The 21,716-nt window shown below is 46.5% G+C and carries 19 protein-coding genes and 1 tRNA gene; 12 read left to right on the top strand and 8 right to left on the bottom strand.

Annotation, left to right across the window (positions count from 1 at the left end):
• The first annotated feature begins 47 nt into the window (after positions 1 to 47).
• Complete coding sequence (locus HHL17_RS11200) at positions 48 to 1,697, top strand: porin family protein (protein ID WP_169224802.1); 1,650 nt, start codon at positions 48 to 50, stop codon at positions 1,695 to 1,697.
• A 115-nt stretch (positions 1,698 to 1,812) separates the two neighbouring features.
• Positions 1,813 to 2,772, top strand: coding sequence for an HU domain-containing protein (locus HHL17_RS11195; protein WP_169224801.1), 960 nt, complete (start codon positions 1,813 to 1,815; stop codon positions 2,770 to 2,772).
• Positions 2,773 to 2,775: 3 nt separating this feature from the next.
• Here HHL17_RS11195 and HHL17_RS11190 read toward each other — a convergent pair whose 3' ends face one another.
• The gene (locus HHL17_RS11190; protein ID WP_169224800.1) at positions 2,776 to 3,672 is read right to left on the bottom strand and encodes an SDR family oxidoreductase; all 897 of its coding nucleotides are present in this window, start codon (positions 3,670 to 3,672) and stop codon (positions 2,776 to 2,778) included.
• 184 nt (positions 3,673 to 3,856) lie between these two features.
• A complete protein-coding gene (locus HHL17_RS11185; protein WP_169224799.1) occupies positions 3,857 to 5,980 on the bottom strand; it encodes a prolyl oligopeptidase family serine peptidase in 2,124 nt (707 codons plus the stop codon).
• 137 nt (positions 5,981 to 6,117) lie between these two features.
• Here HHL17_RS11185 and pfkA point away from each other — a divergent pair, with 137 nt between their 5' ends.
• Positions 6,118 to 7,098, top strand: a complete 981-nt coding sequence (gene pfkA / locus HHL17_RS11180; RefSeq protein ID WP_169224798.1) for a 6-phosphofructokinase — start codon at positions 6,118 to 6,120, stop codon at positions 7,096 to 7,098.
• A 12-nt stretch (positions 7,099 to 7,110) separates the two neighbouring features.
• Entirely contained in the window at positions 7,111 to 8,598 is a 1,488-nt protein-coding gene (gene pyk / locus HHL17_RS11175; RefSeq protein WP_169224797.1) for a pyruvate kinase, read from the top strand.
• A gap of 266 nt (positions 8,599 to 8,864) precedes the next feature.
• Here the strand turns inward: pyk and HHL17_RS11170 are convergent, their stop codons facing one another.
• Positions 8,865 to 10,031, bottom strand: a complete 1,167-nt coding sequence (locus HHL17_RS11170; protein ID WP_169224796.1) for an MFS transporter — start codon at positions 10,029 to 10,031, stop codon at positions 8,865 to 8,867.
• A 123-nt stretch (positions 10,032 to 10,154) separates the two neighbouring features.
• Between HHL17_RS11170 and HHL17_RS11165 the strand changes: the two genes are divergently transcribed.
• From HHL17_RS11165 to HHL17_RS11140, 6 genes are all read left to right on the top strand, one after another.
• Positions 10,155 to 11,510: an NAD-dependent succinate-semialdehyde dehydrogenase gene (locus tag HHL17_RS11165; RefSeq protein WP_169224795.1), complete on the top strand. Its 1,356-nt coding sequence runs from the start codon at positions 10,155 to 10,157 to the stop codon at positions 11,508 to 11,510.
• 7 nt (positions 11,511 to 11,517) lie between these two features.
• Complete coding sequence (gene coaA, locus HHL17_RS11160; protein ID WP_169224794.1) at positions 11,518 to 12,483, top strand: type I pantothenate kinase; 966 nt, start codon at positions 11,518 to 11,520, stop codon at positions 12,481 to 12,483.
• Between the two features lie 94 nt (positions 12,484 to 12,577).
• The gene (locus HHL17_RS11155; RefSeq protein WP_169224793.1) at positions 12,578 to 13,312 is read left to right on the top strand and encodes an MBL fold metallo-hydrolase; all 735 of its coding nucleotides are present in this window, start codon (positions 12,578 to 12,580) and stop codon (positions 13,310 to 13,312) included.
• Positions 13,313 to 13,371: 59 nt separating this feature from the next.
• Positions 13,372 to 13,444, top strand: a tRNA-Lys gene (locus HHL17_RS11150).
• 144 nt (positions 13,445 to 13,588) lie between these two features.
• Positions 13,589 to 14,938, top strand: coding sequence for an ATP-binding protein (locus HHL17_RS11145; RefSeq protein ID WP_169224792.1), 1,350 nt, complete (start codon positions 13,589 to 13,591; stop codon positions 14,936 to 14,938).
• A gap of 7 nt (positions 14,939 to 14,945) precedes the next feature.
• On the top strand, positions 14,946 to 15,602 hold the full coding sequence (locus HHL17_RS11140; protein WP_169224791.1) for a hypothetical protein: 657 nt from the start codon (positions 14,946 to 14,948) through the stop codon (positions 15,600 to 15,602).
• Positions 15,603 to 15,660: 58 nt separating this feature from the next.
• Here the strand turns inward: HHL17_RS11140 and HHL17_RS11135 are convergent, their stop codons facing one another.
• The 4 genes from HHL17_RS11135 to HHL17_RS11120 form a co-directional block, all read right to left on the bottom strand.
• The gene (locus tag HHL17_RS11135; RefSeq protein ID WP_169224790.1) at positions 15,661 to 16,080 is read right to left on the bottom strand and encodes a hypothetical protein; all 420 of its coding nucleotides are present in this window, start codon (positions 16,078 to 16,080) and stop codon (positions 15,661 to 15,663) included.
• A gap of 45 nt (positions 16,081 to 16,125) precedes the next feature.
• Entirely contained in the window at positions 16,126 to 16,314 is a 189-nt protein-coding gene (locus HHL17_RS11130; protein WP_169224789.1) for a hypothetical protein, read from the bottom strand.
• A 378-nt stretch (positions 16,315 to 16,692) separates the two neighbouring features.
• On the bottom strand, positions 16,693 to 17,502 hold the full coding sequence (locus HHL17_RS11125; protein ID WP_169224788.1) for a hypothetical protein: 810 nt from the start codon (positions 17,500 to 17,502) through the stop codon (positions 16,693 to 16,695).
• A gap of 870 nt (positions 17,503 to 18,372) precedes the next feature.
• Entirely contained in the window at positions 18,373 to 18,801 is a 429-nt protein-coding gene (locus HHL17_RS11120; protein ID WP_169224787.1) for a nuclear transport factor 2 family protein, read from the bottom strand.
• Positions 18,802 to 18,866: 65 nt separating this feature from the next.
• Here HHL17_RS11120 and HHL17_RS11115 point away from each other — a divergent pair, with 65 nt between their 5' ends.
• Positions 18,867 to 19,352 (top strand): nuclear transport factor 2 family protein, encoded by a 486-nt coding sequence (locus HHL17_RS11115; protein ID WP_240975123.1) that lies wholly within the window; start codon positions 18,867 to 18,869, stop codon positions 19,350 to 19,352.
• 83 nt (positions 19,353 to 19,435) lie between these two features.
• On the opposite strand, the gene HHL17_RS11110 is transcribed toward HHL17_RS11115, so the two are convergent.
• Complete coding sequence (locus HHL17_RS11110) at positions 19,436 to 20,356, bottom strand: hypothetical protein (protein WP_169224786.1); 921 nt, start codon at positions 20,354 to 20,356, stop codon at positions 19,436 to 19,438.
• Positions 20,357 to 20,647: 291 nt separating this feature from the next.
• Between HHL17_RS11110 and HHL17_RS11105 the strand changes: the two genes are divergently transcribed.
• Positions 20,648 to 21,703: a sensor histidine kinase gene (locus HHL17_RS11105; RefSeq protein WP_169224785.1), complete on the top strand. Its 1,056-nt coding sequence runs from the start codon at positions 20,648 to 20,650 to the stop codon at positions 21,701 to 21,703.
• Positions 21,704 to 21,716: the final 13 nt, after the last annotated feature.

Here is a 21,716-nt window from a genome sequence, read left to right as displayed (position 1 = left end):
GAGAATTTTTAAATTTTCAAATTTTAAGATTTTAAGATTACGACAGCATGAATATTCTCAACATACATCGCAAACGCGCTTTTACCATAGCAGGCATGTGCCTCGCAGGCATCCTTCATCAGCAGCAGGCATGGGCACAGGAGCCGCTGAAACAGGAAACGATCGATATCATTTCCACCAATCAGCCTAAACTCCGCGATGCCTATAAACTGAACCTGACCGCCTCTCTGCCCGGTGTAGACACCAGCAGGCCCCTGCTGAAATACCAGGTGCCGGCCCTGAACCTGAACTTCATGTACCAGGCCGCCCCGCTGAAACCATTGGCATTGGGTAAAGACTCCCTGTCCATGTTGCAGAACAATTTTATCAAACTGGGTTACGGCAACTATAAAACACCGTATGTACAGGCAGGTTTCGGCAGCGGCCGCAAAGACCTGTACAACTACGGCCTGTTTGTCAACTACACCAGCTCCCAGGGCAAGGAAATATCTGATCAGAACTACAGCAACCTCAATGCGCTGGCCTCTGGTTCCTACCTGCTGCCCACCATGCAGCTGGACGCAAGCATCGGTTATGACCGCAATACCGTCCACTACTACGGTTATAACCACGACAGCCTGAAATACGACAAAAAAGATGTGGCGCAGACATTTAACACCATCACGGCACAGGTGGGTCTTAAAAACCGTCCGCAAAACGATTGGGCGTTCCAGTTTCAGCCAACCGTGAAGTTCATCGCCTTCAACGATTCGTATAAACGCACAGAGAATACTTTCATCGCTAAAATACCGGTACGCAAGCAGGTATTTGAAGATATCTATATCAAAGCAGAAGGTGTTTTCGACCTGTCTACCTACAAACAGGACAACGGCCGTAACATCAACAACAATGTGGTGGCCATCCATCCGTCAGTAGACATCATTAAACCGGGATTTGTGCTGCATGCCGGCGTAAACCCCACCTGGACCAACGATAAGTTTTATTTGTTGCCGGACATCGTGAACGAGTCACACCTGGTACGCAAAAAACTGATCCTGAGCAGCGGCTGGATTTCCTACTTTGACAAGAACTCCTACCGCAACCTGGCCAATAAAAACCCATTCCTTAACGGCCTGGTGGACGGTATACTCAATACCCGCGTAGAAGAAAAGTACACCGGTATCAAAGGCACTTTGGGCGGCCACTTCAACTACAACACCAAGTTTGCGTCCGTTACCTGGTATAATATGCCCCTGTTCGTGAATGACGCCGCAGACACCAAATACTTCACCACCCGCAACGAAGAGCAGTTACGTGCTTTCCAGCTGCATGCCGAAGTAGGTTATATTGAAGAAGAGAAATTCCAGGCAAGGGTTACTTTCGACTGGTACAATTACAACAAACAGACCACCGAAGTAAAACCCTGGCATCTGCCTCCTTTCCAGGGCGACCTGTTTTTACAATACACGCTGAACAAGAAGCTGCACCTGAATGCAGACCTGTTTGCCCTCAGCGGCAGTTATTATGTGTTGCCTAACAAGGATTTCGGTAAAACGAGCAGCGCGTGGGACATGAATGCCGGCGCGTCTTACGATATCGGCAAAAACTTCAATTTGTGGCTGAACGCCAATAATATATTCAACTCTCATTACCAGCGCTGGTACCTTTATCCGACCTATGGTTTCAACATCGTGGGCGGAATTATGGTGAAGTTCTGATTTTGAGTTAATTTAGTTGCTCGCAAAGAGACGAAGCAGCAAAGACGCAAAGATGATATTTGCTGCTTTGCTGCTTCGTGATTTTCATAGGAATATTAACCACAAACACCTCTTCATGTTAATACTACAGCAATATATCCAGGAAGTATTGTTCAGGCAGCGGATTTGCGTTGTTCCCCACATTGGCACCTTCTCCATCCAGCATTTCCCGTCCAGGTATAACGCCGGGGCACAAACGTTGCTGCCTCCCCGGGACCAGGTGGTGTTCACCCAGTCGTGGCAGGACGACGGTTCCTGCCAGGAATGGATAGCCCTGAAAGAGAACCTGGTGCCTGCTGTCGCACAAAGGAAGTTGGACAAGTATATTGAAGAGTTCAAGGAGGCACTGCAGCCGGGGCAGGTACTGGAGCTGCCTGGTATTGGCAAATTACAGGGTGATTTCGCCGGTAACCTGCATTTTCATGCGGAAGAGCTGCCGGTAGACCCTACTGATCTGCCCATTACGCCGATACAGCGGGAGGAGCCTTCCGCACCGTCGGCACTACCGCCTGCCATAGCCCCTACCACCGCGATGACGCCGGTGGAGCCCCCTGTTCCGCCATCCCCCGCGGCCGTAGAGCCGGTTATGACCCTTGAAGAGGAAGACACGCTGGAGGCCGTAACAGAAGGCAGTATTTTCAAATGGTGGTGGGCCGCAGCCGGCGCACTTATCCTGCTCGGCGGACTGGCCGCCTGGTGGTATATTGGCCGTCAGGGCACCCCTGCTACCCCTTCGCCAGTGGTGATCATAGATACGACACGGCATGCCGCTCCTGCCGATACCAGCCTGGCGGTAACGCCCGCTGCAACGGACTCTATCTCCTATTTCGTTGTGTTGGAGGAGTTCCAGGACAGTCTTTCTGCCGCCAAAAAAGCGGTAAAAAGGCAGGGTTGGAAACAAAATGTAGTGATGTATCGCCGCGATAATCTCTATAAAGTAGCCGTACCGGTAAGGTCCTTACCGATAGACACTACGAGCGAGTTGCAGGAAAACAGGAGTAAATTCGGTATCAATAAGGCTTACCTGGAGTACTAGTGTTTATTTGATCTCCGCAGCCACGATATCCAGTCCTTCTGCGAAAGTATGCGGATGATATCCCAGTTCATTGACCGCCTTATCGATGATCAGGCCGGTTTTAGCCGGACGGGCGGCTGGCTGGGCGAGGCTTTTGGAGCTTATCTTTTCAATCAGGCTGGTATCCAGCTGAAAATATTCAGCCGTTTTGAGGGCCATATCATAAGGAGTCAACACTTCCCCACCGGAAATATTAAACATACCGGTTGCTTTCTTTTCCGCCAGCAGCAGGCATCCCGTAGCCAGGTCCTGGCATAGGGTAGGCGTACGCCACTGGTCATCTACCACTTTGATCTTCTTACCCTGCTGGAGATTGTTTTTCACCCATGTGATCATATTGCTGCGATGCGGATCGTTGGACACGCCGTATACCAGCACGGTACGCACGATGGCCCATGACAGCTTGCTGTTACGCACCAGCCGTTCTGCCGCCGCTTTGCTTGTACCATAATAGTTAATGGGGTTGACGGGGGCTTCTTCGTCATAAGGACCGCCAAGGCCATCAAATACAAAGTCTGTAGAGAGGAAGATAAAAGAAGCGTTTATTTTTTCTGCCGCGTTGACCAGGTAACGGGTAGCGCCTACGTTGGTATCCCAGCAGGCGTCCTTGTTTTTTTCGCAGTCATCCACCTGAGACATGGCGCCACTGTGAATGATCAGGTCCGGCTGATGTTTCTGGACCAGCTGCTGTACACTACCGGCGTCCCGCAGGTTTGCCGCTTCGTAAATGTAATGGTCGCGTTGAGGGGAACGGTTAGCACCTCTGCCTGTGGCTATTACATCGTATGTCTTGTTTTGGACGAATACCGGAATCAAATGTTGTCCCAGCAGTCCATTGCTTCCTGTAATTAATACCTTCATAATGCCATATTAGTACGCTGTCTTTAAAGATAAGAAAAAATAGCTGTCAGCATTCAGCAATTAACGTCTACGGGGGATTTTTTTTAAGAAGAGGGGCTGTGAGCCTGTAAAAAAAGTTAGCGGAAAGCACAGTATTGTTGTCCTGTACTTTCCGCTAACGCTGATTCCTGTGGGAGCAGCCGGACTACGGCTTCATGCTCAGATTATACATCGTGAAAGACCATATATCTGTTGCCTCATCAATCAGCTTGGACGTAGGTTTACCGGCACCGTGCCCCGCCTGCGTTTCAATGCGGATCAATACCGGGTTAGGGCCTTCATTGCTGGCCTGCAGTGTGGCTGCAAACTTAAAGGAGTGCGCCGGCACCACACGGTCGTCATGATCTGCAGTAGTGACCATGGTAGCCGGATAAGAAACACCCTGCTTCAGATTGTGCAGTGGCGAGTATTTCACCAGGTATTTGAAATCTTCCGCATTGTCACTGCTGCCATATTCCACTGCCCAGGCCCAGCCGATAGTGAATTTCTGGAAGCGCAGCATATCCATAACGCCTACCGCTGGCAGCGCCACTTTGAAGAGATCAGGGCGTTGCGTCATACAGGCGCCTATCAGCAGGCCACCGTTGGAACCGCCGCGGATAGCTATTTTAGCAGGATTGGTATACTTTGTTTTAACCAGGTATTCTGCTGCGCCGATGAAGTCATCGAACACATTCTGTTTCTTTTCCTTCATACCGGCTTTGTGCCATGCTTCACCATATTCGCTGCCACCGCGCAGTGCCACTACTGCATAGGTACCGCCCTGTTCCATAAAGTACAGGTTGGAAACACTGAAGCCGGGTGTTTGCGCGATGTTGAAACCACCATAACCGTAAATCAGTACCGGGTTGTTGCCATTATTTTTCATGCCTTTTTTGGAAGACAGGAACATCGGCACTTTGGTACCGTCTTTACTGGTGAAAAATACCTGTTTGGTTTCATAGTCGTCCGGATTAAATTTCACCGCCGCTTTGTTGAACAGGGAGGTTTTGCCTGTTTTGATATCATAGCGGTAAACGGTAGGTGGCGCCACGAAGGAAGTGTACGTAAAGAACAGTTCCTGGTCTTCCTTTTTACCATCGAAGCCACCAGCGGTACCAATGCCCGGCAGTTTAATTTCATGTTCCAGGCGGCCGCTGTAATCATATTGGTATACGCGGGTAGAAGCATCTTTAAGATAAGACAACAGCAGCTTACCGCCGGCATTGCCTACACTTTGCAACACTTCTTTTTTCTCCGGTATGATCAGCTTCCAGTTGGATTCAGCCGGGTTAGCCGGATCGACCAACACCACTTTATAATTAGGCGCCTGGTGATTGGTGTGCAGCAGCAGTTTTCCACCGTCGTTATCAACAACGGAAGGCTCATTAGCGAAACCTTTCACCAACAGCGAGAAGGTGGTCTGTGCCGGGTTTTGCATATCACGGTACCAGAGCTCCCTGCCGGAAGTACCTTCCGTAGTAGAGAGGATGAGGAAACGTTCATCTTCTGTTACGCTGACAGTAGCGTTGCGGAGCGGATGTTCCTTGTCCACATAAATCAGTTCATCCTGTTCCTGTGGCTGACCGATTTTATGAAAATATACTTTCTGGAATTCGTTCTTTTTGGACAGTTTGCTTTGTTCGTCCGGTTTATCGTAGCGGCTGTAATAGAAACCGTCGCCTCTCCAGCTGAGGCCACTGAATTTGATCCATTCCAGTTTATCGGAGAGCAGCTGGCGGGTGGCCACGTCCATCACATACGCCTCCTGCCAGTCGGACCCGGCCTTCGCGATCAGGTAGGCAGCATATTTGCCGTCTTTCGAGAAAGTGAGGGCCCCCAGGGCGGTAGTACCGGAGGCAGACAGTTTGTTAGGATCGATAAATACTTCCGGGGTACCGTCGGGTGTAGTACTACGGTACAGGACGGCCTGGTTCTGAAGGCCATCATTTTTAAAGAAGTAATAGTAATGACCATGTTTAACAGGGGCGCCTGTTTTCGGGTAGTTCCAGAGTTCTTCCAGTCTTTTTTTAACGGAGGCGCGGAAAGGGATGGTAGCGAGATAATCCTGGGTTACTTTATTTTCAGCGTCCACCCAGGTTTTGGTTTCTGCGCTGTGGTCGTCTTCGAGCCAGCGATAGGGATCAGGGATACGAGTTCCGTGGTAATCATCTACCGTATCTACTTTTTTAGCTACCGGATATTGCCCGTTTTTTTGTTGTGCTATACCTTCCATAGTCATTAAACTCATGCCTAATATCAACCAACTCTTATTAGTCTTTTTCAACATGCCTATATTTTTTAAAAAAATTTGCTACTTTGTTTGATTAAAATTAAATATTTAGGTTAATTCATAAGATAACTGTTAGAAAACAATTGCAAAATGTTATTTTTGTGCGCCTTTAAGATATTTTTTTAGCAATTTATATGAAAAAATTGAACAACATTGCAGTCCTTACCTCCGGCGGAGATGCCCCTGGCATGAACGCAGCCGTTCGTGCGGTGGTAAGAACGGGCATTTATCATCAGCTGAATGTGTTCGGCGTCATGTATGGATATAGGGGAATTTTAAAGAATGAGATTTTCCCGATGGAGTCCAAATCAGTTGCCAACATTATTCAACGCGGAGGCACCATCTTAAAGACCGCCCGGTGCAAAGAGTTCTATGAATATGAAGGGCGAAAAAAAGCTTATGAAAATCTGAAAAAGCACAACATTGATGGTTTGATTGTGATCGGGGGAGATGGTTCGTTCAATGGAGCACAGAAATTCAGCCAGGAATTTGACATTCCCTGTATAGGCTTGCCTGGTACTATTGACAAGGACATTGCGGGAACTGACAGCACCATTGGTTTTGATACAGCGGTGAATACTGCTATTGAAGCCATTGACAAAATCAGGGACACCGCAGACGCGCATGACCGGTTGTTTGTAATCGAAGTAATGGGCCGTGATGCCGGTTACATCGCCTTACACAGCGGTATCGCCACTGGTGCCGAGCATATTATGGTGCCGGAACGCAAAACCGAATTAAACGACATTATTGAAGAATTGCAGGCCAACGAACGCCGCAAAAAACTGGTTAATCTGATCGTGGTGGCTGAAGGTGACGAAACCGGAGGCGCCAATGAAGTAGCACGCCGCATTAAAGAAAGTTGTCCGCAGCTGGATACCAGAGTATGTATCCTCGGACATATCCAAAGGGGTGGTTCTCCCTCCTGTACAGACCGTATCCTGGCAAGCCGTATGGGCTATGCCGCTGTAGACGCCCTCCTCGAAGGCATTCACAATGTCATGATCGGGATCGTAAACGACAAGATCCATTACACCCCCCTGGACAAAGCCGTTAAAGCCAAACAGGAAATTGACCCCGAATGGTTTAAGATTGTTAAAATTCTTGCGAGTTAAAAAATAAGACTTATGAGTACAAAGGATCTTTCGAAATACTATCACAAGCAGATGGACAACGCTGCCGGTAGAGCACACTCTTCCCGCAAAACGAAAATAGTGGCAACTGTTGGTCCGGCCTGTGATACCTATGAACAACTGCTGGCGTTGGTGAAAGCGGGCGTGAACGTGTTCCGCCTCAACTTCTCACACGGCTCGCATGAAGATAAACTGCGGATCATCGAATATATCCGCCAGATCAACAAAACCGAACCTTACAACGTAGCCATGCTCGGAGACCTCCAGGGACCAAAACTCCGCGTTGGTGAAATTGAAAATAACGCCCTGCCGTTGAAAAAAGGTGATATCCTCACCTTTGTCAACGAAAAAGTGGTGGGCAACATGGAAAAAATTTACGTTTCCTACCCTGACCTGTACAAAGATCTTCGCATTGGCCAGAAAATCCTGCTGGACGATGGCAAAATCGAAACAGTAGTAAAAGAATTGCTGCCTACCGGTGAAATCAAAGCGGAAGTAAGCTTACCCGGCGTACTGTCTTCCAAAAAAGGTTTTAACCTGCCAGACACCAAAGTATCGCTGCCTGCCCTGACTGAAAAGGATGTGGTGGACCTCGAGTTCATTATAGACCAGGAACTGGACTGGGTGGCCCTGTCTTTTGTACGCAGCGTAAAAGACCTGACCGATCTGCGTAAGCGCCTGGAAGCAAGGAACTCCAAAATCAAGATCATCTCCAAGATCGAAAAACCGGAGGCGATCCAAAACCTGAAAGAAATCATCTGGGAAAGTGATGGCGTAATGATCGCCCGTGGTGACCTCGGCGTGGAACTGCCGGTAGAGCAGATCCCGATGATCCAGAAAGATATTATCCGTAAATGTATCCACCGTGCGAAGCCCGTTATCGTGGCTACACAGATGATGGAAAGCATGATAGACCGCACCCGTCCGAACCGTTCCGAAATCACCGACGTGGCCAACGCCGTGCTGGAAGGCTCCGACGCCGTGATGCTCAGTGGTGAAACCGCTACCGGACAATTCCCGGAACTGGTGATCCAGACCATGCACAAAATCATCATGGAAGTGGAAAAAGAAGCGATCATCTACAACCGTAACCTGATCCCTCACCGCCACTCTCCTACCTTCCTCAGCGACGCCCTCTGCTACAACGCTTGTAAAATCGCGGAAGACCTGGACGCAGATGCCCTCATCGGCATGACCCAGAGCGGTTATACCGGCTTTATGCTGAGCAGCTACCGTCCCCGCTCTCCGTTGTATGTATTCACCAAAGAAAGAACACTGGTGAACCAACTGAGCCTCAGCTGGGGTGTACGCGCCTTCTACTATGAAGAAGAAGAAAGCCTCGATGATATCGTATTCGATCAGATCAACATCCTGAAAGAAAGAGGATTTATCAAAGTGGGCGATGTAGCTGTAAACACCGGTAGCACGCCAGTAAAACTGCACCTGCCGACCAACATGCTCAAAATCACCCGTGTGGAATAGTTTTCAGCAATAAGTCTGACATCAATATAAAAGAAAGGCTGACCGCAATGGTCAGCCTTTCTTTTTTGATATAAAAACCCAGAAAACCCAGGGCTAAAGCCCTGGGCTACGATGTTGTTCAGGTTCTGTCTTTAGTTTAACCTTGATGATTGGAATATATTTTTTGTGTGCGATATAAGGAAGCTGTAGCCTTGATGACCGGAGTATAGCTTTTGTATGTGATATAAGGAACCGTAACCTTGATTTTCAGAACGTAGCCCAGGGCTTTAGCCCTGGGAAGGCTTTTTGTAGGTAGCCAGGTAGATCACCAGCGCGGTGAGTATCAGCAGGGTTCCTGCGATACACACTCCATTCCATTTACCTACCGACCAAACCCATAATCCCAGCCCAGAACCAATGGACGTACCGATAAAACTGGTGGTCATAAACACCGTATTCAACCGGTTACGCGCTTCCGGCAGCAGTGCGTATATGCGTGTCTGGTTAGAGACGTGGATACCCTGCAAACCGAGATCTATTGCGATGATACCAATGATGATTCCAATGATGTTTGCCTGGAAGACATAAAACATCGCATAACCTGCCAACAGGAAGATGATACCATACCCAATGGCTATACGCGGATTCTTTTTATCCGCGATGCGTCCGATCAACGGAGCGCCCAGTGCGCCCGCAGCCGCCGCCAGTCCCATCAGGCCGATTTGTTCGCTGGTGTACAGGAACGGTTTTTCTGACAACAGAAACACGACGGTGGTCCAGAACATGCCGAACATCGCAAAGCAGCAGGCATTGATAGCAGAGGCTTCGCGCAGCATCGGTTGTTCTTTGGCCAGCGTCAGCAGGGACTTCATCAGGTCACCATAACTACCGGTGAACTGTGGCCTGCTTTGGGGAAACGTAAAGATCATAATCACCACCAGCAATGCGCTGATACCGGCAGCGATGAAGAACATGGCACGCCAGCCCCAATGGTGCCCTACGACCCCACTCAGGGTACGGGACAACAATATACCCACCAGCAGTCCGCTCATAATGGCGCCGATCACCTTGCCCCTGTTGGCCGGATCCGTCAGATGCGCCGCCAGCGGCAGTATCAGTTGAGGTACCACAGAAGTGAAGCCAATCAGCAGTCCGGTGATTTTCAACATCAGGATGTTTTGGGAGAAGCCTGCTGCCGTGAGGGCTGCTACAGCTGTTGTAGTCATGGCGATGATCTGCCCCTTACGCTCCAGCTTGTCACCCAATGGAACACAGAAGAGGAGGCCCAGCGCATACCCTACCTGTGTAAAAAAAGTCACCTGTCCCGCATTGCTTTCCGATACGCCGAATTCCTGGCTCATCAATACGAGCAGCGGCTGACTATAATAAATATTAGCTACGATAAGCCCCGTGCACAGGGCCATGATCATGATATTCCATCTACTTAATGCCATATAACCTGTCTTTTGGAGATGCAAAGATACAGTTCTCCGTTCATCCCTGCCGGAAAGAGCGTTTAATATGAAATGGCTAAATTTGTGATTATTTCACTGCTTACGGGCACAAAGGTTACAGCTATGTTTACAAGTATCAATCCGTTTACACAGAAGACCATTGCCGAATACACGCCGCATACCCAGGCGGAAATTGAACAGAAACTACAGACAGGAGAAAAGGCCTACCGCACGTTGTTACAGGTACCCCTGGAGCAGCGCCGGAAATGGATGATGCAGGTTGCCGGTTCCTTAAAAGCTAACGTAGAAGCACATGCCGCCCTGATCACACAGGAGATGGGCAAAACCCTGAAGGAAGCCAGGGCAGAAGTGCTAAAATGTGCCGCCACCGCGGTATACTTCGCCGAAAACATTACAGCAATATTACAGCCACGGCCTATCGAGTCGGAAGCCTATAAAAGTTACGTGAGTTATGAGCCCAAAGGCATCATCCTGGCGATCATGCCGTGGAACTTCCCCTACTGGCAGGTTTTCCGTTTTGCTATTCCCAATGTATTAGCCGGTAATACAGGTCTGCTGAAACATGCCAGCAACGTGAGTGGCTGCGCGCTGGCCATTGAGAAGGTCTTTATGGAATCAGGATTTCCCGAAGGCACGTTCCAGTCGCTGCTCGTCTCCTCCAAAGACCTGGAACCGATTGTGGCCGATCCGCGGGTACAGGGCGTAACCCTTACCGGCAGCACGCCTGCCGGTAAAAGTGTGGCCGCCCTGGCAGGCAAATACCTGAAGAAAACGGTGCTGGAACTGGGCGGCAGTGATCCGTTCATTGTGTTAAAAGATGCCGATCTGGAAGCCGCCGCCAGGACGGCCGTACAGGGACGTATGCAGAACGCAGGGCAGTCCTGCATTGCCGCCAAACGCTGGATCGTGGAAAAAGAGATCGTGCCGGCGTTTACCGAAGCGGTGCGCCACTTGCTGGAGAACCTGCAACAGGGCGATCCTACGCTCGACAGTACCAATATGGGGCCTATGGCCCGGCCGGACCTCGCCGAAGAACTGGCCAAACAACTGCAGGACACCATCCGCCAGGGCGCCAAACTGGAGTTGGGCGGCACCTATGAAGGATGTAACTTTGCCCCGACGCTGTTGACCGGCGTCACCAGTGACATGACCGCTTTCCGGGAAGAGACATTCGGACCGGTAGCCGTGATTATTGAAGCTGCCAACGAAGACGAAGCCATTGCGCTGGCCAACGCGACTGATTTCGGCCTCGGTTCCGCGCTCTGGACCAGTGACCTGGACAAAGCCGCCCGTCTGGCCACCCGGATAGAAAGCGGCAACGTTTTTATCAACGCCATGGTGCGGTCTGATGCCCGGCTGCCTTTTGGCGGTGTTAAACAATCCGGCTACGGCAGGGAGCTGTCACTGGAAGGCACACACGAATTTTTGAATATCAAGACTGTTTATATACAAGAATAACTGTAAAATGACCACATCCCTTAAACGAGAACGTTATACTCCCTATATCACTTTCTCCCGTGAGGAATGGGCAGAAACGAGCGGCGATGCGCTGCTGCAATTGCAGGACTACTATGATCTGGAACAGCTGCACGGCATGAATGAACCGCTTACGCAGGACGAGATCGCCCAGATATACCTGCCTCTGGCCCATCTGCTTAATTTGTACGTAAAATCGTCACAGGCGCTGCATAAAGCCACCACCAGCTTTCTCGGCAGCCAGACGATGAAAGTGCCTTATATCATTGGCATAGCCGGTAGCGTGGCCGTAGGCAAAAGCACCACCGCCCGCGTATTACAACGGCTGTTGCAGGCCTGGCCCGATCATCCGCGTGTAGACCTTGTCACCACCGACGGGTTCCTGTATCCCAACAAAACACTGGATGCCAATAACATCATGAACCGTAAAGGCTTCCCTGAAAGTTATGATATCAAAAGGCTGATTCATTTCCTGGCAGATGTGAAATCAGGAAAAGAAAGAGTGGCCGCGCCGCTCTACTCCCACCTGGAATACGATGTGCTGCCTGGTCAGCTGCAATGGATAGAGCAGCCCGATATCGTGATCGTAGAAGGCGTGAATGTGCTGCAGGTAAGGCCACGGCAGCAACAGAAAGATAAAGACCCGGCTATTTTCGTGTCTGATTTCTTCGATTTTTCTATTTATGTTGATGCCGCAGAAAAAGACATCCGTAAGTGGTACATCTCCCGCTTCGAGTCTTTGCGGGCCACCGCCTTCCAGAACCCGGAATCTTTCTTCCACCGTTACGCGCACCTGTCGGATGCCGCCACCGTGGAACTGGCCACCCAGATATGGGAAGATATCAACAAACCCAACCTGGAACAAAATATCGCCCCTACCCGCTACCGCGCCAGCCTGATACTGGAAAAAGGGCATCATCATTTTGTGCAGTCCGTTAAACTGCGGAAGACCTAAGCGTTTATTCGTTAGCGTTATATGACAACCAGTCCGTGCTTAGCAGGCACGGACTATTTTTTTGCGGTATATTTGTTTTCTCATCTTACATGTTATGCAAATACATTTTCTTCGTCACGCTACCGTTATCCTGGAATGGGGCACCCACAAAATACTGGTAGACCCTATGCTGAGCCACAAAGACGCTCTTGATACCGTTCCCAACGCCGCCAACACACGCCGTAATCCGCTCGTAGACCTGCCCATCAGCGATACGGAGCTGACAACGCTGCTGGAAACAATCGACGCCGTGATCGTAACACATCTTCACCGGGACCACTGGGACGTGGCCGCGCAACAGCTGGTGCCCAAACACCTGCCCCTGTTCTGTCAACCGGAAGATGTGGAAAAACTCACCGCACAAGGTTTCACGCAGCTGATACCTATTCACACCAGCACCACCTGGGAAGGAATTCGTATATCCCGCACCGGTGGACAGCATGGTACCGGTGAAATAGGTAAACTGATGGCACCCGTATCAGGTTTTGTACTCGAAGAAGGTGCAGACCGCCTCTATATTGCCGGCGACACCATCTGGTGCGATGAAGTGAAAGCCGCGCTGGACCAATACCAACCCACAGACACTATCGTCAATGCCGGCGCCGCACAGTTTATCACCGGTGATCCCATCACCATGACAGCCGAAGATGTATTGCAGGTATTGCAACATCCCGCACACACACGTGTAACAGCCGTGCATATGGAATCCATCAATCATTGTTACCTGACAAAAGAAATGCTGAAATCCGCTATTGGCAACGATTTCGGAGACAGATTGATTATTCCGTAAATTTTTTTTTGGAAGTATGGAATAAATATATACCTTCGCGCTCCATTCAACCGAATGATGATTCCGTAGCTCAGTTGGTAGAGCAATACACTTTTAATGTATGGGCCCTGGGTTCGAGTCCCAGCGGGATCACAGAAATTCGAGAAAGGCCTGCGCGAGAGTGCAGGCCTTCTTTATTTAAAGCTGGGCAAAAATTGTTATATTGTTTGACCACAAATAGCTAAAGAAATTTATCTTACGTAATCTTATTTTGTATTCCCGACTAAATCCAATGTAATGAAAGTAAGAAGCATTACAATTCCTGATCTGCATCATTTTAAAGATTTGCATCTAGACCTTACTTACCCTGCAGGACATCCGAAGGCAGGAAAGGCTTTAGATAAGGTTTGCATCATAGGGCAAAGCGGAACCGGGAAGACAACCTTGTTGAAGTTGATATCTGTCATTTCCCACAGAAGTCATTCATACAACGAGATTGGATCAATGGCCCAAATTGAACAAGTCACTCTCGGTTTTGAATTTGAGGATTTTATTGCTTCCAAACGAATTGGATTTGAGGATGAGTCAGACCAAGGGAAGAAAAAGACCTCTTACTACTGGAATACCATTTACCAAAATGGTACTGAGGTTGAATTTGAGAATGCGGTATCAAAATGGATATCATATACCGATGTAATAAAACCAGCCACCATATACTTTCCCGCGGATTTGGACTACAAACTGGAGGTAGAACATGATGACTTGTTAGACTTACAAGACCTATTTAATATCGATTTCTCATCTTATTCTGCCGTAAATACATGGACAATTATATTAAACAAAATCCAGAAATACCAGGAAGAAGAGATAAAAATCAGGCAGGAGATTTCTCATATTGCAGAAAAGGCTACAGATATCAAAGCGATTCAAAAAGCTGTTAAGAAACTGGAAAAGTGGCGTAATGAAACACCAAGTCCGGTACAGGACATTGCAGATAAATGCCTAGACCCCCTTTTAAAGAACTTTGGCCTGCGCGTTAAAACGAAACTGGACTTTCAGGGAAAAGATGATATAGGATTTCTGAAGATAGAAGATTTTGCTGGTAATGAAGTTCCAAACGGTTTACTGAGCACAGGTACCAAACAGGTGATGCTCTCCGCCCTGCCATTGTATTTATTACAACCCAATAAATGCCAGATACTATATGATGAGCCGGAAAGATCATTATATCCCGATCTCCAAAGAACAATTATTGATTATTATCTAAGCCTCACAACAGACAGCCAGTTTTTCTTCTCTACACATTCCCCTATCATCGCATCATCATTTGAACCCTGGGAAATAGTGGAATTGAAATTTGATAAGAACTGGAATATCTATCGTGATCTGTATTATGAAGGAGAGAATCATGTTGATAATTATTTTGTGGACCCTCGTTATCTCGACTACGACCTTATCCTCAAAAAGATATTCGATTTAGACGATACCAGTACAGATATGCGTACAGAGGCTATTGTTGAGTTAACAATGTTAAAAAACCAGATCGATACATTAAAAGAAAAAGGACGGTTAAAAACACCAAAAGCAAAAGAAATAGTTACACGTTATAAGGTGCTGGCACAAAAGCTGGCATGGAAAACTGAATAATCAATACATGCAAAAGATTGATAAAAGTTTGATGCTGGCCACAAAATATAAAAAATGGCTGGATACCCTGAATGCAAAAAATGAAAAACATACTATCTACAATTCCTCCAAAGGAAAATACTATTATGATATCGTAGCAAATCTGATATGGGTACAGGCAGGGCTCTGCGCCTATTCTGAGCGGTTATTGCAGGAACCGGCAAGGTTTAGTCCGGGGAATTGGGCTAACGGCGTGTTCCCTAAATTTCCGTTTTCAGGCCAGCTGGACCACTATGATGCTACTTTAAAAGAACAATACGGATGGAGCTGGGATAACTTCTTTGTTATTGATTCCGACATCAATGTAAAGTTAAAAAGGACGAATATCCCAACAGGATTGCTTAAACCGGATATGCCGCATTACGACCCGCGGGTTTACCTGGAATATGAACGCACACACCATGTATTTGTCCCTAACAGACTGCTCGAATTCCCTGTGCAGGAGCAGGTCAGAAAAGATATTTCCTGTCTCGGTATCAACTTTCAACCTATTATTGATATCCGTAAATACTATCTTGAGCCATTGTTTTTTGATGTAGAATATCAGGTACAATCAAGAACACAAGTACAAAATCGCCTTTACCAGTTCTTCACAGCTTTTGATTTGGTCGCAGATAGGCTATAAAGTGATTGCTCATATGTTTATACAAATCGAAGGTTGCTCTATCGCTTATGAAATAATATTATTTTACGTTACCATCCAATAATTTATTAAAATTCACAATACTTACTTCAAAAATTCCCCTAAGTTCATCAAAATTAAACCTTTGTTCAAAGTTTGCATTGGCTATATTATCTATATCTATTACTTCGAACTCAATATCATCCAACCCGGTTCCAAAACTAATTTCCTGATTAATTTTACAATTCTTATTATCGTTAATTTGTAATATGATGCTTAAAGTTATATCATTAGGTCTCTGTCCATTCTCCTCCTCTATGTCCTCTTTGAATGTATATGATATAGAAAACGTAAATACTTCTTTTTTACCTCCTTCAAGCGAATGAAGTATGAAATTGTTTTTCCTTCCATAAATTACCTCTTTCTTTACTAATGATTCAATACTTGTTTTAAGTAAACAAGTATTGAGATAGTTTTCCATTCGTAAAATTTCATTATTTATGAATGATTTTAAATTCATTAGATTTTATTTATAATTTGCAACTTTGGAAAGTGCTACACTAAGGGGATGCGAATCTCCTTTCGCATTCCAATCATCTAAAGCTTCTCCCATACTCATATTATTTCGTTTCAGATAATCATCAGTTGGTTTAATGCTTGCGTGTTCCTTTCCATCTTGAATTATTTCTAAATTACTCAATTTTTCTGCGTCCATCTCTAAAATATCTGTAACACCAATTTTTTCAAAAAAAATTAGTTGCCTGGCTATTTAACTTAGGTTTTTGTCGAAAGTCGCGGCATATTTCCAGTCTTTTTAAATCCTTTTTTCCGGTTGGCGTTGGCAGGAAACCCTGATCTGATATAAAAAAACAGCAAAACCTGTATGCAGGTTTTGCTGTTGCTGAAATACGTTACGCTATTTTGAGGATTCTTATGACCCAATAAAAAACGAAAGAAGCAACAAGAATCATACTTTGCGACGGTATCTGACACCATTGAGCAAAACGATCTTAACTGCGGGGGCTTTTTTACTTTGCGGGAAAAATATATTTTTTAGCCCGCCCCCTACCTGAACAGATGACCGTATGCGACCTTAGTTCCATGTTTGTCCCAGTGCAGATCCGCCACTAGCTATGCCTGCACCGATCCAGCCACCTGCAGCACCACCGAGATCAGCAAGTGCTACTCTCACGAGTGGTTTCCAGTTGTCCTTTAACCAGCCCCAAAAGCTTCTTGCTGCGGGGTTGTTCACGGCGACCATGAAGCGAGCTTCGTTAGGGTTGCTGCCAGCTGGATTGCCATCATAATATTGATTGGTCCAGAACAATACGGAGTACCGGCCTACAGATGCCGCTTCCAGGACATACTGTGCATCCGCCTTTGGCAGACGAGGATCTGACAACACATCTTTCTCAAAGATTACAATACGCTGTTTGTAAGTATCCCAGGTATCGGTAGTGTCATGCTGGTTAACAGTAGCCACCAGCTTCGTCATGTAAGCTTTTCCTTCAACGGACAACTTTGCTTGTGCAATCGTCTTGATCAAATTATTTGCAGCATCTGCTTTCAGTTCATCCGAAGCAATGTTGGCACTCTGCTGATCAGGAATAACAGTACCAGGATAGTTCCTATTCGCAAAGTTTACATAGGCAACGTACAAACGCGGAAAGGTTTGATCCTTGCTGTTCCATGATACATCCTTTGTTGCGAGCAGGCTTTGGTTGTGGATGTAACCGATCTTGTCATAGGGATTGGCAGGATTGGCAGCATCATCTATAGCAGCAGCAACACGTTGTTGCGAAGCAGAAACAATTTTGGAAGCCATGTCCTGTTCTGCAGCTTTCTTCTGGCATGAGGATAGCGCGGCCAGCGCCAGTGCGCAGGCAAAGAGTAATCTTTTCATTTTGATTTGGGTTTAATTGGGTTTAATTATAATGATACAAATTTTGAGTGTATCTCAGTACCCATTGTCGTCCTGTATTGTTTCTACAGCACATTATTAATAACAGGGTCATAAGAGAAAATACTTACGGTAATTTTCATGATTAATGAAAATTTTAAATTGGTAGTGATAGCTTGTATAAGCCTCTCGTGCCTGTAAAATTCTTGCAGATGGCTGATGGTTAACGACTGACAGGATAGCGGAATAGTTGGGTTACATGTGAAACGAGATTTGCTTTTAACGTTAAAAATCATTAATAATAAATCCGATCAATAGGGTTGGGTTATCCTTACGGCTAAAATGAGCTTGATGGTTAATGAACTAATATCCTTTATGAAGATAACTTTTTTGAATGAATAAATAATTTTTTAAATCCTTTAATTCAGCCACTGCAATGACTTTGCAGGGGATTCCATTTATTAATACAAGCGTTGGCATTTCGATTTGAAACGGTGTATACGGCTGATAGAATGCTCACAACATAAGTTTGGTAGTAATGGATGCTATTATTTCTGTTGTATCATTTTTTTATTTCCTTTAAATTACTATCCATGGCCCAATCTTGTGAATCCGCATATAGAGCAAATGGGAAGAGACAAGGATTACCGGATCGACAATGACTACATTTTTCCGACAAACTTACAGTGCGAGAAATACAAAAAGATGCGATTGCATACCTGTACAGCCTGTATGTGGCCCCGACTTGACGTATGAACAAACTATTCCTTGCAATAGACCCAGGTTTTATCTGATACAAATAACCCGGAAAATTAAAGCCGCTTAAATCCTGTGATTTAAGCGGCTTTCCTGTTTTATCCCAGAAAGGTTGACTCAGGCCATTCTTTCCTGAATAGGTTTCAGCTGGTATGCCTTGTAAAAGAAGCGGTCTGCTTCATGCTGATCTGCCGCGAAATTTACCACCTCCACAATTTTTCCATCTTTAATTTTCCACAGCAGGCACCATAACATATCTACATTGTTGCCGTCTTCCCGGTTGCTCCAGCCGCGGTGGCAATCAATTACGTAGTCGTCATTTACGCCCAATACAATAGGATCCGCCTTGAATCCTGATTCGCTTAGCTTTGAGAAGTAGGCCAGGACTTCTGTGATACCTACTTTAGTACCACTCATGGGATGATGCCCGGGGATCGTCCATTTAACGTCTTCTGCCACGACTTCTTTCATCGCTTCAGCGTCAAACTTGCTATAGGCTTCAAAAAATTTACCGATAATTTCCAGATTAGGGTGTTGTTGGCTCATGGACAATGCTGTTTTTCAAAAAAATAAAGATCTGACAAATAGTGTCTCCCTGTATATGCACTTCCATGAAATCACACAAAAATGATATTGCCGGGAAGGCAACCGCTAACGGCATTATAGAATGGCATAAGCTACTCAATCCCTTTATTTGTGGAGCGCCTTTTGATGCCTCATCCATCATCAAAACAGCATACCACATGAATCAGCACAATAAAACAATACTGGAAAAGGCAAACGCGGCTGTCGCGGAAGGGGACAATGAGGGTTTTCTATTTTTCTGCACTGACGATGTGACATGGACATTTGTAGGCGACAGGATACTACAGGGGAAGGAAGCCGTTCGACAGTATATGGCAACAACCTATGTCGAGCCGCCAAAGTTCATGGTCGAAAACATAATTGCCGAAGGCGAGTTTGTGACAGCACTCGGCAAAATCAGTATGAAAAACGAAAACGGAGTAGAGGTCAATTACACCTACTGTGACGTCTGGCAGTTTCGTGACGGTAAAATGGCAGCGCTTAAGGCTTTTGTCATAGAGACCGGGTCATGATCCCCCGGGAACACACCGCTTTCCGAAAAAGCAAGAGCATCCGGACCAGCCGGATGCCCTTGTCCACTAGATAACTTGATAGCCTACTTACTGTATTCGTAACCAATATTACCTTTACTGGTGGTGGGCTGCTGATTACCGATATTGTAAATAGTGCTGGTGAAATTCACCTTTACCGGACGGCTGGCATTGTTATATTCATAAGTATTCTTCTGAACTGTTACAATGGAATCCTGTTTGCCGCTCAGGGTAACATACTGGATTTTTCTTGTTTCCAGTGGGTTTTGATCGCTGAACGCTTCATGTCCGGCGCCCTCCAACAAATAGCGCAGCAGCGGATGGGTGATATAAGTGGGGTGCTTATCGAAACCGGCCACCAACAATTGAGAAATCACCTTTGCTCCGTCAGTTACCGTTTCCTTATTGATGTTTTTCTGCTCATAGGAATACGCAGTAACAAACTTCAGATTGGCAACGCCACTTGTCACCGAGGTGACAGTAGCCAGCTTACCGCTATCATCATAGGTGTATTGTTCGTCTTCTTCCACCTTTCCTGTTTCCTGCTCGTAGCTTGTTTTCCTTGAGATATTTCCTTTAGCGTCCCATTCAAATTTGGTATTACCGGACAAACTAAATTTTCCGGCAGACAGGAAGTCAGGAGAATAATTCAACACTTTTTGCAGTTTACCGTTGGCGTCGTAAACAATAGAATCTTTTTCTGTTAACAGATTACCGGCATACTGGATAATCACAACAGGTTGCAGTTGCTGGTTGTAGCTGATCAGCTGAATGAGTCCGTTGCTGCCGCCAATATTGATACGGGTCAGCAGACCTGGAGCCGGAGCGGGTGTGGTAGGAGGATTTTTTCCACCCGTGCCGGTGCCGCTGCCGGATTCAGGCAAGGGGACCTTATTGCAGGCAGCTCCTGCCAGCAGCGCGACCGTCAACAGGGCCGTAAATAGTCTGGGCTGATTAATTCCTCGCTCCATTTTGCGATGTTTCATAAAATTGCAGTTTAGGTTTTTACTTAGACAAATGGTTTATTAATAGGGCAAAGGCGCCAATGCACAGTACAAAACAGGAAGCGCTGTTCTTCCTTCTCTGCTACTGGTTTCCGGTTTACACATGCAAAGAAAGAGAGAATACCTACCCGGCTATATGAATTTTGACCACCCTACCGGAATTGCTGATTAAAGTGCATAAATGCTATATGATCTGCGATAAAAGCGCGTTAAGTATTCTCAGAATCGCATCTAATTTGGTTTTTTTTTATTTTTTTGCACTAAAACAGACAGATGCCTAAGCCATTCTTCCTGATAAAAACCTGGCCTGTCATCCTCATTATCTGGGCAATGGACATGGGACTCACCTACCTACAAGTCCGTATGCAGGGGCTTCCCGACCGGGAGGCACTTCAGTTGGGGCTGATGGAGTCAGTCCCCGGTACGTTCATTACTTTTTTACTCTGCTACTGGCTGCTCCCCTTCTTTATAAAGCACCGGAAGATGCTTCTGTTCGCATTGCTGGCAGTGATCATCTGTCTCCTGACCAGTTTGATCACGGTGTATTTAAGTTTACCAACGTTATGCAACAGTGTCAGAAAAGTAATGGCAGCCCCGCAGACGTGTGGCTTACAGACCATGTTTCCCGGCCTCTTTATCGGGATGCTTTTCACCAGCGGAACGATCTGTGGTATCCGCTTTTACCAGGAATATGCTAAAACCCTGATTGATCACGAACAGCTCCGCACCACCCACCTGGAAGCAGAACTGACACTGCTGCGTGACCAGCTGAATCCACATTTTATGTTCAATATGATGAACAGTATTCATGTACTGATAGAAAGAGATGCCAAGCAGGCGGCAGACATGGTACTGGAATTCTCCGATATCTTGCGGTATCAGCTCTATGATGCCTCCAAACCAGCCATACCATTACAACAGGAGATCTTCTACCTGCAGAATTATGTTAATGTGGAAAATAAGCGACGCTGTAATGAACTGAAAGTAACCTGCAACTGGGAACCACATCTACCACTGTGTTACATCTCTCCGCTGATCCTTACACCCTTTGTAGAAAATGCCTTCAAACATGTGTCCCAGTTTACCGATCAACCTAACTTTATCCGTATAGATCTTTTAGTGGAAGAGAATACCCTCTTTTTTATCGTTAAAAACAGTAAAGAACAAAGCCCCTCCGGACCTGAAGGAACCTCGCCCCACAAAGGAATAGGACTGGCCAACGTACAAAAAAGACTGGCCCTCCTCTATCCGGACCAGCACATCCTGACAATAAAAGAAACAACAGACCAGTTTGTTGTTTACCTGGAAATAAAAATCAATGTTCTCTGATAATAAACTGCCG

The sequence above is a fragment of the Chitinophaga fulva genome (genome assembly GCF_012927205.1).
In the GTDB taxonomy this organism is placed as follows: domain Bacteria; phylum Bacteroidota; class Bacteroidia; order Chitinophagales; family Chitinophagaceae; genus Chitinophaga; species Chitinophaga fulva.
The sequence above is the reverse complement of the archived record's forward strand: the minus strand, read 5'-3'. Positions and strand labels throughout refer to the sequence as shown.

Bases quoted from the DNA above. Each gene is read 5' to 3' on its own strand.
- HHL17_RS11125 (WP_169224788.1), bottom strand. From the start codon at position 17,502: ATGAAAAGATTACTCTTTGCCTGCGCACTGGCGCTGGCCGCGCTATCC.
- HHL17_RS11200 (WP_169224802.1), top strand. From the start codon at position 48: ATGAATATTCTCAACATACATCGCAAACGCGCTTTTACCATAGCAGGC.
- pfkA (WP_169224798.1), top strand. From the start codon at position 6,118: ATGAAAAAATTGAACAACATTGCAGTCCTTACCTCCGGCGGAGATGCC.
- HHL17_RS11145 (WP_169224792.1), top strand. From the start codon at position 13,589: ATGAAAGTAAGAAGCATTACAATTCCTGATCTGCATCATTTTAAAGAT.
- HHL17_RS11115 (WP_240975123.1), top strand. From the start codon at position 18,867: ATGAAATCACACAAAAATGATATTGCCGGGAAGGCAACCGCTAACGGC.
- HHL17_RS11185 (WP_169224799.1), bottom strand. From the start codon at position 5,980: ATGTTGAAAAAGACTAATAAGAGTTGGTTGATATTAGGCATGAGTTTA.
- coaA (WP_169224794.1), top strand. From the start codon at position 11,518: ATGACCACATCCCTTAAACGAGAACGTTATACTCCCTATATCACTTTC.
- HHL17_RS11170 (WP_169224796.1), bottom strand. From the start codon at position 10,031: ATGGCATTAAGTAGATGGAATATCATGATCATGGCCCTGTGCACGGGG.
- pyk (WP_169224797.1), top strand. From the start codon at position 7,111: ATGAGTACAAAGGATCTTTCGAAATACTATCACAAGCAGATGGACAAC.
- HHL17_RS11140 (WP_169224791.1), top strand. From the start codon at position 14,946: ATGCAAAAGATTGATAAAAGTTTGATGCTGGCCACAAAATATAAAAAA.
- HHL17_RS11130 (WP_169224789.1), bottom strand. From the start codon at position 16,314: ATGGACGCAGAAAAATTGAGTAATTTAGAAATAATTCAAGATGGAAAG.
- HHL17_RS11105 (WP_169224785.1), top strand. From the start codon at position 20,648: ATGCCTAAGCCATTCTTCCTGATAAAAACCTGGCCTGTCATCCTCATT.
- HHL17_RS11195 (WP_169224801.1), top strand. From the start codon at position 1,813: ATGTTAATACTACAGCAATATATCCAGGAAGTATTGTTCAGGCAGCGG.
- HHL17_RS11110 (WP_169224786.1), bottom strand. From the start codon at position 20,356: ATGAAACATCGCAAAATGGAGCGAGGAATTAATCAGCCCAGACTATTT.
- HHL17_RS11120 (WP_169224787.1), bottom strand. From the start codon at position 18,801: ATGAGCCAACAACACCCTAATCTGGAAATTATCGGTAAATTTTTTGAA.
- HHL17_RS11190 (WP_169224800.1), bottom strand. From the start codon at position 3,672: ATGAAGGTATTAATTACAGGAAGCAATGGACTGCTGGGACAACATTTG.
- HHL17_RS11165 (WP_169224795.1), top strand. From the start codon at position 10,155: ATGTTTACAAGTATCAATCCGTTTACACAGAAGACCATTGCCGAATAC.
- HHL17_RS11135 (WP_169224790.1), bottom strand. From the start codon at position 16,080: ATGGAAAACTATCTCAATACTTGTTTACTTAAAACAAGTATTGAATCA.
- HHL17_RS11155 (WP_169224793.1), top strand. From the start codon at position 12,578: ATGCAAATACATTTTCTTCGTCACGCTACCGTTATCCTGGAATGGGGC.